At 63.4% G+C, this 14,793-nt stretch carries 16 protein-coding genes and 3 pseudogenes; 17 read left to right on the top strand and 2 right to left on the bottom strand.

The genetic code is table 11. The annotated features are described in order from the left end of the window. Window positions 1–85: 85 nt before the first annotated feature. Together JQC81_RS33835 and JQC81_RS33830 are read left to right on the top strand one after the other, a co-directional pair. Window positions 86–382 (top strand): annotated as a pseudogene (locus JQC81_RS33835) (EamA family transporter); the annotation flags it as partial. A 15-nt stretch (window positions 383–397) separates the two neighbouring features. Then, window positions 398–874: a DMT family transporter gene (locus JQC81_RS33830; RefSeq protein WP_281400255.1), complete on the top strand. Its 477-nt coding sequence runs from the start codon at window positions 398–400 to the stop codon at window positions 872–874. A gap of 128 nt (window positions 875–1,002) precedes the next feature. Here the strand turns inward: JQC81_RS33830 and JQC81_RS34320 are convergent. Next, window positions 1,003–1,323, bottom strand: a pseudogene (locus tag JQC81_RS34320) (hypothetical protein); the annotation flags it as partial. Between the two features lie 153 nt (window positions 1,324–1,476). On the opposite strand from JQC81_RS34320, the gene JQC81_RS11480 reads away from it, so the two are divergent. The 3 genes from JQC81_RS11480 to JQC81_RS11470 all read left to right on the top strand — a co-directional run bounded on the left by JQC81_RS11480 (window position 1,477) and on the right by JQC81_RS11470 (window position 2,858). Continuing rightward, complete coding sequence (locus JQC81_RS11480; RefSeq protein WP_203271938.1) at window positions 1,477–1,671, top strand: heavy-metal-associated domain-containing protein; 195 nt, start codon at window positions 1,477–1,479, stop codon at window positions 1,669–1,671. A gap of 89 nt (window positions 1,672–1,760) precedes the next feature. Then, window positions 1,761–2,078, top strand: a complete 318-nt coding sequence (gene copM, locus JQC81_RS11475) for a CopM family metallochaperone (RefSeq protein ID WP_203271937.1) — start codon at window positions 1,761–1,763, stop codon at window positions 2,076–2,078. Window positions 2,079–2,177: 99 nt separating this feature from the next. Beyond that, window positions 2,178–2,858, top strand: coding sequence for an outer membrane protein (locus JQC81_RS11470; protein WP_203271936.1), 681 nt, complete (start codon window positions 2,178–2,180; stop codon window positions 2,856–2,858). Between the two features lie 806 nt (window positions 2,859–3,664). Here the strand turns inward: JQC81_RS11470 and copM (JQC81_RS34315) are convergent. Continuing rightward, window positions 3,665–3,958: pseudogene (copM, locus tag JQC81_RS34315) on the bottom strand (CopM family metallochaperone); the annotation flags it as partial. Window positions 3,959–4,559: 601 nt separating this feature from the next. Between copM (JQC81_RS34315) and JQC81_RS11455 the strand changes: the two are divergent. The 12 genes from JQC81_RS11455 to JQC81_RS11400 all read left to right on the top strand — a co-directional run bounded on the left by JQC81_RS11455 (window position 4,560) and on the right by JQC81_RS11400 (window position 14,722). Further along, window positions 4,560–7,094: a heavy metal translocating P-type ATPase gene (locus JQC81_RS11455; protein WP_203271933.1), complete on the top strand. Its 2,535-nt coding sequence runs from the start codon at window positions 4,560–4,562 to the stop codon at window positions 7,092–7,094. A gap of 53 nt (window positions 7,095–7,147) precedes the next feature. Beyond that, entirely contained in the window at window positions 7,148–7,408 is a 261-nt protein-coding gene (locus JQC81_RS11450; protein ID WP_203271932.1) for a glutaredoxin family protein, read from the top strand. A gap of 31 nt (window positions 7,409–7,439) precedes the next feature. After that, a complete protein-coding gene (cueR, locus tag JQC81_RS11445; RefSeq protein ID WP_203271931.1) occupies window positions 7,440–7,922 on the top strand; it encodes a Cu(I)-responsive transcriptional regulator in 483 nt (160 codons plus the stop codon). 263 nt (window positions 7,923–8,185) lie between these two features. Continuing rightward, on the top strand, window positions 8,186–8,449 hold the full coding sequence (locus tag JQC81_RS11440) for a heavy-metal-associated domain-containing protein (protein WP_203271930.1): 264 nt from the start codon (window positions 8,186–8,188) through the stop codon (window positions 8,447–8,449). Between the two features lie 108 nt (window positions 8,450–8,557). Next, complete coding sequence (locus JQC81_RS11435; protein WP_203271929.1) at window positions 8,558–8,965, top strand: hypothetical protein; 408 nt, start codon at window positions 8,558–8,560, stop codon at window positions 8,963–8,965. 200 nt (window positions 8,966–9,165) lie between these two features. Next, window positions 9,166–9,423 (top strand): hypothetical protein, encoded by a 258-nt coding sequence (locus tag JQC81_RS11430; RefSeq protein ID WP_203271928.1) that lies wholly within the window; start codon window positions 9,166–9,168, stop codon window positions 9,421–9,423. 3 nt (window positions 9,424–9,426) lie between these two features. Beyond that, window positions 9,427–10,995: a TolC family protein gene (locus JQC81_RS11425; RefSeq protein WP_246520360.1), complete on the top strand. Its 1,569-nt coding sequence runs from the start codon at window positions 9,427–9,429 to the stop codon at window positions 10,993–10,995. Window positions 10,996–11,015: 20 nt separating this feature from the next. Next, window positions 11,016–12,431 (top strand): multicopper oxidase family protein, encoded by a 1,416-nt coding sequence (locus JQC81_RS11420; RefSeq protein WP_203271927.1) that lies wholly within the window; start codon window positions 11,016–11,018, stop codon window positions 12,429–12,431. Window positions 12,432–12,465: 34 nt separating this feature from the next. After that, a complete protein-coding gene (locus tag JQC81_RS11415; RefSeq protein ID WP_203271926.1) occupies window positions 12,466–12,954 on the top strand; it encodes a cupredoxin domain-containing protein in 489 nt (162 codons plus the stop codon). 46 nt (window positions 12,955–13,000) lie between these two features. Next, on the top strand, window positions 13,001–13,291 hold the full coding sequence (locus JQC81_RS11410; RefSeq protein ID WP_203271925.1) for a copper-binding protein: 291 nt from the start codon (window positions 13,001–13,003) through the stop codon (window positions 13,289–13,291). A gap of 77 nt (window positions 13,292–13,368) precedes the next feature. Beyond that, window positions 13,369–14,079: a copper-binding protein gene (locus JQC81_RS11405; protein WP_203271924.1), complete on the top strand. Its 711-nt coding sequence runs from the start codon at window positions 13,369–13,371 to the stop codon at window positions 14,077–14,079. A gap of 106 nt (window positions 14,080–14,185) precedes the next feature. Next, window positions 14,186–14,722, top strand: coding sequence for a hypothetical protein (locus tag JQC81_RS11400; protein WP_210347141.1), 537 nt, complete (start codon window positions 14,186–14,188; stop codon window positions 14,720–14,722). Window positions 14,723–14,793: the final 71 nt, after the last annotated feature.

Here is a 14,793-nt window from a genome sequence, read left to right as displayed (position 1 = left end):
GATGATCTCCTGCACCAACACCTCTTCAACGCTCAACCCATTGCTTTGGATTTAAACCAGCTCGCAATCCGCTTTAGGAGCCTTCGAGTTCACACGAACTCAGTTGATCAGCTCATCAGCTCTCCTATTGCTGATTGTCACCATAGGTGGGGGCTGGCCTTCGGTTGCCTGGGCCCACTGGCAAGGTTTTGCTGCGAGCAGTGTGATCGGCGTCATCCTGGGTAATCTCGCTATGGTCGCTTGTTTGCGGCGGGGCGGCCCTAGGCGGACGCAATTGCTTCAGGCGATGAGCGCACCAATCGCGATGATGCTTGGGTACGCTTTCCTGGGTGAGACGATATCGCTGCAAAAACTCACTGGCGCGGGTTTGGTGCTGGGCGGAGCTGGCTTGGCGATCATGTATGGCCGTGGAGTGAATAACCTTGAGCCGACAAACGGCTCTTTGGCATGGATCATTACTTTGGGCTTGGTTGCAGCAGCATGTCAGGCCATCGGCCTGATCGCCCTTAAGCCTGCCCTGGTGGCCGGAACTGAACCCCTTGCAGCATCTGCTCTTCGGACCGGAGGAGGCGCATTTGCCATAGCGCTTATTGCACTTTGGCCGTCTACCGCATTTCAGCCAGCGACAAAGCCAACGGGCGGGCTTGTTCTGTGGGCCATTGTTCCTGGCGTTCTCGGCTATGTCGTTGCCGTGAGCCTCCTCCTATACGCTGTTCGCAATTATGAAATGGGGGGCGCAGCGGCGCTTGGGTCTATTTCCCCAGTGCTCATGCTGCCAATGCTGTGGTTCAGCACCAAGCAGCTTCCGCCGATTCAAGCATGGATTGGAGCAGGTCTTGTCGTCCTTGGAACGGGGTTCATTTGCGTTGCATGAGCAGGCTTTCTCCGGGGAGAGCGTCGATTGAAGCGGCAGGTATACGACAGTATTCGTGCTCAAACCGCCTGACCTTGAGAAGCAAATCATACTGATCATGCACCGAGGTGAGGCGGCTGGATGGAGAATCATCTCACGAATATGCTCACTGCACCTTCATCCGGTTTCATGAAGGGGCTTATCTGAGTCCGGCACCATTGATTTGCGCGAGAGCAGCCGGCAAATCTGTCAACGCCTTGAGATGTAGGTCCGCCGGCGGCAACGACTGGCGACATCAAGATGCCGTAAGCCGGATAGAGAAGGCCCGCCGAGACTGGGATCAGAGCCGCGTTGTAGGCGAAGGCCCAGAGCAAATTTTGCCGGATGGTGCCGATCGTCGCCTTCGACAGAGCGATCGCGTTCGGTACGCCCTGCAGGCTGCCCGACATCAACACCACGTCCGCCGACTCCTTTTCTCATTCCGATATTCAAGTTTGAACGGAAGGTGCGGCTTCCAACAGTGGGAAGGTCAATACCAAATTTTCTTTCCCTCGCCTCTTGACCTTTCAACGATTGGAAGCCCCACCTTGAGCGCCGTGAGACCGAAACCAAGGAGAATTCTCATGGAACTCAGAATCGAGAGCATGACCTGCGGCGGGTGCGCCAAATCCGTCACCAAAGCGATCCAGTCAGTCGATCCCAACGCCAAGATCGAGACCAATCCCGCCGCACGTACTGTCAAGGTCGAAACGACCGCTACTTCGGCGGCCCTTTACAGAGTTCTTGAAGAAGCCGGGTATCCGGCAACCACGGACTGAACTCGATCGCTATCATGAACAAGCTCACTCCGATTTGCATCGCAGGTTCCGTCGCCATCAGCGCCGGCCTCGCGACCGGACAGAGCTAAATGGACACGGACGATCCCATGCAAAAACATAATATGTCGGGCCACTCGATGCCGGTATCCGACAGCCCGTCGACGAAAGCTTACATCGCCGCCAACGACAGCATGCATAAGGGCATGATGGTCGAGTTCACTGGTGATGCCGACATCGACTTCATGCGCGGCATGATCCCGCATCATCAGGGCGCGATCGATATGGCGAAAGTCGTGATTGAGTATGGCAAGGATCCTTATGTCCGGAAGCTCGCCGAAGAGGTGATCAAGGCTCAGGAAGGTGAGATCTCGATGATGCAGAAGTGGCTCGCCGACCGCAGCAAGTAGCAATTTGTCTCGCGCCGGTTCGTACCGCCGGGATCCATTGGCGGAAGGGACCACGCCAATATATCGATTTATCGGTCCATCTCACTCAAAGGAACAACAATGAGCAACGGACTCAAAGCTCTCCTCACTGGTCTTGCTGTGGCCACGGCCCTCGGAACAGCGGCTCACGCGGCTGACCTTCCAATGCGCTCCGCGCCTCCGGCTCCGATTGTCGCCGCGGCTCCGGTCTTCACTTGGACCGGCTTCTATGTCGGTGTGAATGCCGGCTATGGCTGGAACACCAATGACGATGACGTGGTGATCCCTGGTGTCGGAACGTTCGAGGCTGACGACGAGGGTGGCTTCGTGGGCGGCGGCCAGGTCGGTTACAACTACCAGATCGGCTCGTTCGTGCTCGGTCTCGAGACTGACATCCAGTACGCCGACATCGGCGGCGACAACGACTTCGGCGGCATCCTTGACGACGGTGATTCAGACAGCTGGTTCGGCACCGTGCGTGCTCGGGCTGGTGTGGCCCTTGATCGTGCGCTGATCTACGTCACCGGTGGTCTGGCTTATGGCGAGGTCAACAACGGCTTCTACACCTCCGACGACGTGAGCGTCGGCTGGACCCTCGGCGGCGGCGTCGAGTACGCCTTTACCAACAACCTGACCGCCAAGGTCGAAGGCCTGTACGTCAACCTCGAGCAGGACGACGACCTTCCGGTGATCGCCGGCCGCGACGAGACCGAGTTTGGCGTGGTGCGCGCTGGTCTGAACTACAAGTTCAGCTCGTACTAAGATCTGTCGCATCGGCAACACGCCCTGCAACGCCCGGCGTCCCCACCGGGCGTTGCTCCCATCTCCGATCATGGTGTCGGCCGGGATAGAGTGCTGTACGAACGCGGTCGCCTCATGGACCACCAGGTCACTGGATGGGCAAGGTCCCCGATCGATTTCAATCGCGAGGCCGAGAGCCTCGTGCGATTATCCTGCCTCCATAGCATGCTAAGCAAATCTTCTGAGGAGGACGCTGATGGTCACTCCCGACACCCGACCTGTTCGGAATGCGAACGACCGGATCCAGGTACGCGTCACCAAACAGCGTCCAGCCATGACATAGCGCATATGCCTCGCAAGCTGTCGAGCAGCTTGCTCAACCTTACCGGCATTCCTGTTCATCACTGAGTTGACAAAGATAGTAATGTACAAGAGGAAGCGCGAGCCGCGCGCCCCACGCAAAACCGAGATCGCGTTCCTGCAGATGCTGGCAGGTGGCCCACAACCCGCCACGAGAGGCCCTTTGGGCCAGTGTCTCAAACACGGCTGGTGCACAAGACATGAAGCTGATGCCGACCACGTCTCAGGAGACGGACTCATCCTCTATGCAATCACGCCGGAAGGGCTGAAGGCTCTCGCACAAGCATCATCATAGAGGGCACTCGAGATACCGGTTCAGCGTTCACGGCTGCTAAAGTTCAAAGTGGGGAGGGCTTGCACCCGCTGAAAGGGGACGATGGCAAACCAGTACCCAACGCGCGCCTGCCGGCAGTCGAGACGCTTGGATCTGTCTCCGCGATCTGCTCGGGTAAGATCGGAAGGGAATGTCACATTAATTGAGTACAGCTGTTGAGCTCCCCGACGAAGTCAGCTTTTGCACAGGCCATACCGTTAGATTGCCTCATCATGGCGATTTCGCCTTCCTGAGCCTTGATCACCGCTTCCGCAAGCTCCTGGACCTTTGGATCCATCCCCGTACTTCAGGACCACCTGCGCCATGTCAATCGCCCTGGATGGTGCGGGATCATACCACGCAGGAAATCCACGTCGGCGTCGCCGGTGAAGTCCATCACCATGTCCTTGTGCATGCGATCGTTAGCTTCGGCGTATGCCTTGGTCGCGGGATTGTCTGAGGCCGGCATCTCCCTTCCCGACATGGAACAGCCCGGCATATTGTCCGTGTGTTTCATCTAACGCTAACTCTATGCGATCGCCAGCGCAGCGCTGGTCACAATCGCCCTGGTTATGACAGTTGGCGTGGAGCCGTTGATCAGTGGCTTACGCTCAGTTCGCGGACGGCGGGGCCTGCCGGACTACAGCTTGCCATTGCGACATCTCGATCTTTACGGTCTGCGAAGCCGGATCCGCTTTGATCGCGGCATTCGGATGGAGGTTGTGATGGCCTCGGCGACCGACTTCCCGCATCCGCCGCGGTTCATTCCTGCATCGTGAAACTGCATGAGAGCCTCCTCGAACTCGTCTCATGTACGGCGATGTGGGGCTTTCAAGCGTAGGAAGGTCAACCGACGGAAGCTGGAATTCGTGGTCGCAACGAGGACTGGCCTTCAAGGCTGCCCTGGGGGCGAGAGTTCCGGAGTGGGAAACCAGAGGCCGGGGGTCCTTCCAGACCGGTGCCACAAGCGGCTTGAGATACCCGCTTGACCCTTCCACGATGGGAAGGATTACACCTCTCCTCGGTTGAACAATCCAAGGAAGACTGCAATGGCGACAGCATCTGCAAGGCGGACAAACGATACTGGGGCAACTCTCTCCCTGCCCATCGAGGGGATGACCTGCGCCTCGTGCGTGGGGCGTGTCGAGAAGGCTCTCAAGGCCCTGCCGAGTGTCTCCGCGGCGAACGTGAACTTGGCCACCGAGCGTGCTGAGGTCACCTTCCGCGGTCCGGCGGATGCCGCCGGCGTAGCCCGGGCAATAGGGAATGCTGGTTATTCGGTTCCCGAGGAGACCACGGAACTCGCCATCGAGGGCATGACCTGCGCCTCGTGCGTGGGGCGTGTCGAGAAGGCACTCAAAGCCGCCCCCGGCGTGGTCGACGCCAACGTGAACCTCGCGACCGAGAAGGCCACCATCCGTCACCTGGTCGGTGCCGTAACCCCAGCAAGCCTTGAGGAAGTCGTTCGTAACGTCGGCTACGAGGCCCGCCGCGCGGGTGCCGGGCCTGCAACCGATCGGGAGCGGGAAAGCCGGGAGCGAGAATTCCGATCTTTGACACGCTCGCTCGGCCTCGCTGCGATCCTGACCCTGCCCGTGTTCGCCCTCGAGATGGGTTCGCACCTTATCCCGGGTGTCCATGAATGGGTCATGGACACGATTGGCCATCGGGAGAGCTGGTACCTCCAGTTCGTTCTCACCACGTTGGTGCTGTTCGGCCCCGGCCTGCGCTTCTTCATGAAGGGCATCCCGGCCCTGATGCGCCTTGCGCCCGACATGAACTCCCTCGTGGCTCTCGGCACGGCGGCGGCCTACGGCTACTCGGTCGTGGCAACCTTCGCTTCCTCCGTCCTGCCCTCCGGCACAGTGAACGTCTACTACGAGGCGGCGGCTGTCATCGTCACGCTGATCCTGCTCGGCCGCACGCTCGAGTCCAAGGCCAAGGGGCGCACGTCCGAAGCCATCAAGCGGCTGATGGGCCTTCAGGCCAAGACCGCCCGGGTCACTCGTGACGGCAACACCATCGAGATCCCGCTCGACCAGGTTCGCGCCGGCGACCTCGTACAGGTCCGTCCGGGCGAGAAGATCCCAGTCGACGGCGAGGTGATCGAGGGCTCGTCCTTCGTGGACGAGTCGATGATCACCGGCGAGCCTGTTCCCGTGCAGAAAGCGACCGGCGCTCCTGTCGTCGGCGGCACGATCAACAAGACTGGCAGCTTCACCTTCCAGGCCACCAAGGTCGGCGCCGACACTGTGCTGGCGCAGATCATCCGCATGGTCGAGCAGGCGCAAGGGTCCAAGCTGCCGATCCAAGCGCTCGTGGACAAGGTGACCGCGTGGTTCGTGCCAGCCGTGATGGCGGCGGCCGCCCTCACCTTCCTGGTCTGGCTGATCTTCGGTCCTGATCCGGCCATGACCTTCGCGCTTGTCAACGCGGTTGCCGTCCTGATCATCGCCTGCCCGTGCGCCATGGGGCTGGCCACGCCGACCTCCATCATGGTCGGCACCGGCCGGGGAGCCGAGCTCGGCGTCCTGTTCCGCAAAGGCGAGGCGCTCCAGAGCCTGAAGGCCGTGGAGGTCGTGGCGCTCGACAAGACCGGCACCCTGACCAAGGGCCGTCCGGAGCTGACTGATCTGATCGTGGCCCAGGGCTTCAACGATGCCGAGGTTCTTGCCCTTGTAGCGGCAGTCGAGACGCGCTCGGAGCACCCGATTGCGGAGGCGATCGTCGAGGCGGCCAAGGGTCGTGGCCTGGGCCTTGCGGCCGTCGACGGCTTCGATGCGGTGCCGGGCTACGGCGTCTCGGCAACCGTGCGGGGCCGGAAGGTCGAGGTCGGCGCCGACCGCCTTATGAAGAGGCTCGGACATGACGTGAGCGCGTTCGCTGCGACCGCTGAACGCCTCGGCAACGAAGGCAAGAGCCCGCTCTACGCCGCCATCGACGGGAAGCTCGCCGCGATCATCGCAGTGGCCGACCCGATCAAGCCGACGACCCCGCAGGCGATTGCGGCTCTCCATGCCCTCGGCCTGAAGGTGGCGATGATCACCGGCGACAACCGTCGTACGGCCGAGGCCATCGGACGCCAGGTCGGCATCGACGAGGTCGTCGCCGAGGTCCTACCTGACGGCAAAGTCGAGGCCGTGAAGCGGCTGCGTGAAGGCGGGCGCCAGGTGGCCTTCGTGGGCGACGGCATCAACGACGCGCCGGCCCTGGCCGAAGCGGATGTGGGCCTTGCCATCGGCACCGGCACCGACGTCGCGATTGAGAGCGCCGACGTGGTGCTGATGTCCGGCGACCTGCGCGGTGTCGCGAACGCCATCGCGCTGTCGAAGGCAACGATCCGCAACATCAAGCAGAACCTGTTCTGGGCCTTCGCCTACAACGTGGTGCTGATCCCGGTGGCGGCGGGCGTGCTGTACCCTCTCGACGGCACCCTCCTCTCTCCTGTCGTCGCGGCAGGCGCCATGGCGCTCTCAAGTGTGTTCGTCCTCGGCAACGCCCTGCGGCTGCGCGGCTTCCAGCCTGCCGTCGCAGATCGTGACGCTGTGTCTGCGCCGGCTCCGGCCGCAGTCGCTACCCGCTAACGGAGCCGTGTCCGCCCCCATCGGCGGACACGGCCTCTCGATGGAGTTGAACGATGCCCTCCTACCCTCCCGTCGTGCTCTACACGACCCCGACCTGCCCTGACTGCCACGCCCTCAAGGCTTGGCTGAATTGGCTCGGCGTTCCCTTCGAGGAACGCGACCTGGCGGATCCTGCGATCATGGCCGAGGCCAAGGCCCGCACCGGGGTTCGTGTCGCGCCGATCACCGTCATCGGCGACCAAGTCTTCTACGGGACCTTCCAATCCCAGAAGCCCCGCATCACCGAAGCATTGGCCCCTGCCACAATGGGCTGACCAAAATCAACGAACAGAGGAGAAGCAGACCATGAACATCGGACAGGCAGCGGAGGCCTCGGGCGTTTCAGCCAAGATGATCCGCTACTACGAGTCGATCGGCTTGATCCCGAAGACCGTCCGGACCGAGGCCGGATACCGGGTGTACTCGGACAACGACGTCAACACCCTCGGCTTCATCCGGCAGGCCCGTGACCTCGGCTTCTCGGTCGAGCAGATTGCGGAACTCGTCGCCCTGTGGCGGGACCGGCACCGTGCCAGCACGGACGTGAAGCGGATCGCCCTTGAGCATGTGGAGATTCTGGAGAGGAAGACGCGCGAGTTGCAGGAGATGGCTGCGACCCTGAAGCACCTCGCGGACCACTGCCATGGCGACGGCCGCCCTGAATGCCCGATCATCGAGGGCCTTCAGAGTGGCCATGGCACTGGACCGATCGACATCCACTCGACCCCGCAGTTCGGGACCGTCGGGCTTCGGCCCGCTCGTCGGGCACCGAAGCGCGGTCGCAACTAGCCTAGAGCCTCCCGTCGTTCGGGATCTCTTTCCGCTGGGCCAGCGATGATGCGTACCATCACTGTGTGAACAGGACAGTGGCAGGATCGACGGCGGAGTACTGCCTCGTGCTCAATGTCCTGCTCGCCGTCGTGATCGGGACCGCACGGGGCTGATCGGAAAGGTCGCGGAAGGCGGATCCGGCGATCACTCAGGCCCTTGACCTTGCCATCGTTGGAACCCGCAGGCTTCGAATCCTCACCATCGCAAAAGAGTGACAACATATGTGCGGATGCTCAACCCACCAAGCCGACAAGAGCGGACTGGACGTGCTGCCGGAGGACGGCAGCCTGACCCTGCGCGTCGAGGACATGACCTGTGGCCATTGCGCAGGCACGATCAAGAAAGCCGTCGAGTCTACGCTGCCCGGAACGCAGGTTGATGCGGACCCCGCCTCGAAACTGGTCTCGATCCGCGGCACGGCCGACTTGGTGGCGGTGAAGGCCATCGTGGCTGAAGCTGGATACACACCCTCCGCAGCCGCCTAAACCCATGGCCTGGGCAAGCGGACGGGATGGTCGCACGCCTCGCCGGACCGCCCTGCCAAAGCAGGGCTTTCGTGACACGCATTCGATTCTGACGGACTGGAGAGTTCCTTGCGGCTGATCAGCCTCATCATCGCTGCCCTGCTTGCGGTCACCGCGGGAATTGTCGTGATCTCCGCGCCGCAGGCGGTTGTGTCGGGCGACCGAACCCTCCTTTCATCCGTCGTGGGCGGGCAGGTCCACGGGAGCCATACACACGCAGATTCCGAGCATGGGGTCCGATCCCCAACCCATGACCACATATTCGCCAAGAAGGACTGCGGCGATCCTGCCTCGGGGGACCATCACGGTTCAGAGGCGGACTGCTGGGGAACGAGTGCCTGCCATGCCGTCCAAGCCCTTGCAGCCCCTATGCTCCACGCTCCCTACGCCTCGGCCACGGTTCTTGCCCTGATCCGCGACAATCAGGTCGGGAGCGTCGTTCCGGGCGGACTCGACAGGCCTCCACGAACCACCTGACCCAGGAGCGGGCGACTTCCGCCCGTGCGCATCGGCGTGGCTGCGCCTCAAGGCCAGCATGCCCTCCTGAAGCTCAAGCCGGTAAGCCTCCCAGGTCAGTGAACGGTACGCAGGTTCGTAGCGAACGGCGGACGCATCGTCCGCCCTCATCGCACCCTGACGCCGACCACGCCGTGGAGGTCTGCCCGGAGACGGATCCCATGATAAAACTGACCTACCTAGCGGCACTCGGATTGGGCTTGGCCGCCTGCGTGCCGACCCAACATCCTTCCTACCTCGTGTCTGCGGCTGATCCTGCTGTGGGCACCCGCCTGCCGGCGTACTCCTCCGTCACTGCGGACATCCGCGGGTACGACGTCGTCGAGCCCCTCGACTGGCGCGAACTGAACCGACGTGTCGGTCCGCAGAGCGATCCCGAGCGGGGCGACTCCGACGACGCCGCACGCCGGGGACGATAGGCGATGAAGCACACACCCAAATCATCCGCCGACACGGCGGCCGCGCGGCAGGTCACGCGCAAGGACAATGCCGAGATGAAACACAATTGGGGCAGCGGCCGGACAGGGCCGCGACTGAAGCTGCTGACCGGCGTCGCCGCTACGGTCTTCCTGGGCGGCTGCGTGTCGTTCTCACCGGACGCAGGCCTCTCGGTCGCGCAGAACGCCGCCTATGCCGATCTCAACAAGGATATCGCCAAGATCACCAACGAAGGCGAGGCGGGCGCGGCCCAGGCGCGCGTCGGGGAACTCCTGCGCCGGCCGTTGACTCCTGACAGCGCAGTCCAGATCGCCCTGCTGAAGAACAGGGGCCTGCAAGCCGCCTTCAACAACCTTGGGGTGTCTGAGGCTGCCTACGTCCAGGCCAGCCTGCCGCCATCTCCGCGCGTCGTCCTGGGTCGCAGCGGTCTGCTCGGAGGCGCTTCCTTCGAAGTCGAGCGGCAGCTCATGATCGGCCTGTACGAACTCGCGACCCTGCCGCAGCGCTCTGCCGTTGCGCAGCAGGAGTTCCGTGCGGCCCAGTTCCGCACCGCCGAGGCCGTGCTGAGCCTCGGCGCCGAGGCGCGGCGCCAGTACTACCGGGCCGTCGCTGCGAACCAGAGAGTGGCCTTTATGCAGCAGGCCCTCGGCACGGCGGCGACAGCCTCCGAGCTCGCCAAGCAGCTCGGCGAGACCGGCGCGCTCAACAAGCTGGAGCAGGCGCGCGAGCACGCGTTCTACCAGGAACTTGGTGCTCAACTCGCCCAGGCCCGCATCGAGCAGAAGGTCGAGCGCGAGCGTCTCATCCGCCAACTCGGCCTATGGGGGCGGGATATCGACTTCAGTCTGCCGGGAAACCTGCCTCCGCTGCCGTCCCGCCTTGCAGGCCAGAGGGATGTCGAAGCCGAGGCTCTGGCCCGGCGCGTCGACCTCCAGGCCCTGCGCAACGATCTCAACGCCGTCGCAGGACAGTACAGCCTCGACGTGATCCAGAGCGTCGTCAGCGACATCGAGCTGATCGAGGGATCGAGCTTTGGCAAGTCGAAGACGATCAACGACCACGGTCACGTCGAGATCGAGAAGGAAAAGAGCCGGACCCGAGGCATCGAGGCCTCCTTCACGATTCCGATCTTCGACTTCGGGGAGTCCACCCGCCGGGGCGCGCAGGAAGCCTACATGGCAGCCGCAAACCGTCTCGCGGAGCGCGCGGTCAACGTGCGTTCGGAAGCGCGTGAGTCCTACGCGGCCTATCGCGGCAAGTACGACCTTGCCCGTCACTACCAGAACCGCGTCCTGCCGCTCCAGAAGCGGATCCAGGATGAGGCCCTGCTCCAGTACAGCGGCATGCTCGTCGACGTGAGCCAGCTCATCATCGACGCCCGCACCCGCATCCTTTCCAACGTCGACGCCATCAACGCCCGCCGCGACTTCTGGATTGCCGCGACCGACCTCAAGGCCGCCCTGGTGGGCGGACTGAATGGTGGTGGGGGCAGCGGTGGCGGCGAGACCACTACGGCCGCGGCCGGCGGGGAAGCCGCCGGTGGCGGCCACTGACACTCGAGGGGAGATATCCAATGACCGTATCGCGAAGAGGTTTTCTCGGCGCCGGGGGATTGGCCCTCGCCGGAGCCAGCATGATCAGCGGGCGCACGCAGGCCGCGGGCCTGCCCGAGGCGCCGCTCATGACGGAAGCCACCATGCAGCCGCCGCTCTACCCGAAGAGCGGACCGGACTACCAGCCCGTCGTCACCCTCAACGGCTGGACCCTGCCGTGGCGGCAGAACGGCGACTGGAAGGAGTTCCATCTCGTCGCCGAGCCCGTGGTGCGCGAGCTCGCGCCCGGCATGAAGGCGCACCTGTGGGGCTACAACGGCCAGTCGCCGGGACCGACCATCGAGGCCGTGCAGGGCGACAAGGTGCGCATCTTCGTCAGCAACAAGCTGCCGGAGAACACGGCGGTGCACTGGCACGGCCAGCTCCTGCCCAACGGCATGGACGGGGTCGGCGGCCTCACCCAGCCGCACATCCCGCCGGGCAAGACCTTCGTGTACGAGTTCATCTGCCAGAAGTCCGGCACCTTCATGTACCACCCGCACTCGGACGAGATGGTGCAGATGGCGATGGGCATGATGGGCTTCTTTGTCGTGCATCCGCGCGATCCGGCCGAGCGGCGCGTCGACCGTGACTTCGTGTTCCTGCTCAACGCCTTCGACATCGAGCCCGGCTCGTACGTGCCCCGTGTCAACGAGATGACGGACTTCAATCTCTGGTGCTGGAACTCGCGCGTGTTCCCGGGCATCGATCCGCTCGTGGTGCGCCAGGGCGACAAGGTCCGCATCCGCTTCGGCAACCTGACCATGACCAACCACCCGATCCACATGCACGGCTACGACTTCAAGGTCACCGGCACGGACGGCGGCTGGGTGCCGGAAGGGGCGGCGTGGCCGGAGGTCTCCGTCGACGTGGCGGTGGGCCAGATGCGGGCGTTCGAGTTCGTGGCGGATGCGCCCGGTGATTGGGCGATCCACTGCCACAAGTCGCACCACACCATGAACGCCATGGGTCACGACGTGAAGACGTACATCGGCGTCAACATGAACAAGACCGCTCCGGCGCTGAAGAAGATCGCGCCGGGCTACATGCCGATGGGCGGTGCCGGCATGGGCGAGATGGGCTCGATGGAGATGCCGCTGCCCGACAACACGCTGCCGATGATGACGGGCTTTGCCCAGTTCGGGCCTGTCGAGATGGGCGGCATGTTCTCGGTCGTGAAGGTGCGTCCTGGCCTCGCGGCCGACGATTACAAGGATCCGGGCTGGTACAAGCACCCGGAAGGAACGGTCGCGTACGAGTGGAAGGGCGAACAGCTCGCCGAGCCCGCCCGAGCGACCTCGCCCGACAGCGGCGTGAAGGCCACCGAGTTCAAGGCCATCGACCCCCGCAAGCGTCCGGCCCGCGCAGCCAGCGCCGGCGGACATGGCAATCACTGATCCCGATCAGAACCACAGCAAGGAGAACTCAACGATGGTTCGTCTATCAACCCTCACCGGCGCCGCAGCGGCGTGGGCCCTCTCCGCAGCACTGGCGTTCGCTGCCCCTGGCGAGCCCGGCCACAGCCACAAGTCCTTCGCCGCCGGCGAGCCGGGCAATCCGCAGAAGCCTGTCGACCGCACCATCGAGGTCACCATGAAGGAGACCGAGGACGCCAAGATGCTGTTCGAGCCAAACCACGTCGAGATCAAGCGCGGCGAGCAGGTGAGGTTCGTGCTCAAGAATGCCGGCCAGGTCGACCACGAGTTCATGCTCGACTCGGTCGCGAACAACGCCAAACACAAGCTCCAGATGGAGCAGAACCCGGACATGGAGCACGACGACCCGAACGGGCGGCGGCTCGCACCGAACGGCTCCAACGAGATCGTCTGGAGCTTCACCAAGGCCGGCACCTTCGAGGTCGCCTGCCTGATCCCGGGCCACTACGAGTCCGGCATGAAGGGTACCGTCGTCGTCAAGTGACGGCGCGATCCCTCAATCTCCAACCAACCCAACAACGGAGTTTCCCATGAAGCGTATCGCCATCAGCTTGATTGCCGCCCTGAGCCTCTCCGGGGCAGCCCTCGCGCAGAACCTGCCGACGGTCACCGGCACGGTCGAGAAGGTCGACACCGCCCAGGGCAAGATCACCATCGACCATGGTGCGATCCCGAACCTCAACATGGATGCGATGACGATGGTGTTCCGTGCTCAGGACCCGAACCTGCTCAAGGACGTGAAGGCCGGCGACAAGATCCAGTTCACCGCTGATCGCGTGAACGGTCAGATCTCCGTCACCTCAATCAAGAAGGGCTCGTAAGGCCCCAACCGCCCCGCAAACGGTGCTCGAGACCCACCGCTGCGGGGCGGTCATCCCGCTTCAAGAAAGAGACCACCATGAAACGCCTGGCCGTCACCCTCACCGCCCTTGGAGCCATCCTGGCTTCTATCGTCATCGGCCCCACCCACATCGCGCAGGCGCAGCCCGCCACAGGTGCGCCGGCGGCCTACGAGCGCGTTCGCGAGGTCATGGACGACCGCTTCAAGGACATGAAGCTCGCCGGCAATCCCGACAGGGACTTCGCCGCGCTTCTGATTGCCCACCATGAGGACCTGATCTTTCTCGCCAGGACGCAACTGGAGCACGGCGCCGACGAACAGCTCCGCCGGGTGGCGCAGAAGATCATCGACGAGCAGCAGAAGCAGATTGCCGAACTGAAGGAGTGGCAGGTCCGCAACCGCCAGGCAGACTACCGCGCCAAGCTGGACCAACCGCCACACGGCTCCGGACCGCTGGATCAGGGAACTGCCATCACCCCGGCTCCTCAGGTCCAGGCTGCCGCTCCGGCACGACCCGCAGCCGGGTCGGCCGCGGTGAGCCAACTTCCCACAGTGTCTGGCACGGTCGAGAAGGTCGACACCGCCCAGGGCAAGATCACCATCGACCATGGTGCGATCCCGAACCTCAACATGGATGCCATGACGATGGTGTTCCGCGCACAGGACCCGGCAGTACTCAAGGGCGTGAAGGCGGGCGACAGGATCCAGTTCCAGGCTGACCGCGTGAACGGCCAGATCTCTGTCGTCAATATCCGGAAGGCGCGATAGCCACCTGATGTCCGGCCGCTGCCGGGCGGGCACTCACGGCCTCGCGACAAGTCCTTGGCGAGACCGGCATTCAGACAGTGATACGAAGGATTCGAGAATGTATTCGATGAAACGGCTCGTCGCAATCGGATCGGTCGTGGCGACAATGACAGCCTATTTCACCCTACGGCCTTGTTCCGCCAGAGCTGGCGACGAGGGCACCGTTATCGGCGACGTGACGGTCACCGCCGTCTCCGCCACCCCAGCACGTGCTGGCGAGGTGACCGTCATAACCTTCTCGGTCGAGAACTCGGGCAGCGATCGCGTGCTGATCACCGGCCTGCGCCTGCCCGGCGGAGAACCATCGAGGGTCATGGGCACCTTTGGGCAGGGCTACAGCGGCGAGATCGGCGCCCTTTCTGTTCGGCCCGGTCGCACCGAGTGTCTCGACGGCAGAAATGTCTGGATAGAGGTCGGTCCTCTCGCCCAAGACCTCCAGGCCGACACAGTGGTCCCCGCCCGCCTCGTGCTTGGCTCTTATGAGAGCCCGTTGACGCTCCATGTCGGGCCGGTTGCCACCGGCGCGATCCAGGGCACTAGTCTGGCTCCCGCGGAGATCGCCGACGACGCTCCAGCGCAACCACGCAGCCGCATCGGATGTTGAACCTTAACCACCGCCTGGATCCGCGCACGCCAACGAGCGATGGTTCGGGAGTTAGCACCGGCGGGGTGGCC

Source organism: Microvirga arabica (assembly GCF_016811235.1).
Lineage (GTDB): Bacteria > Pseudomonadota > Alphaproteobacteria > Rhizobiales > Beijerinckiaceae > Microvirga > Microvirga arabica.
The sequence above is the reverse complement of the archived record's forward strand: the minus strand, read 5'-3'. Positions and strand labels throughout refer to the sequence as shown.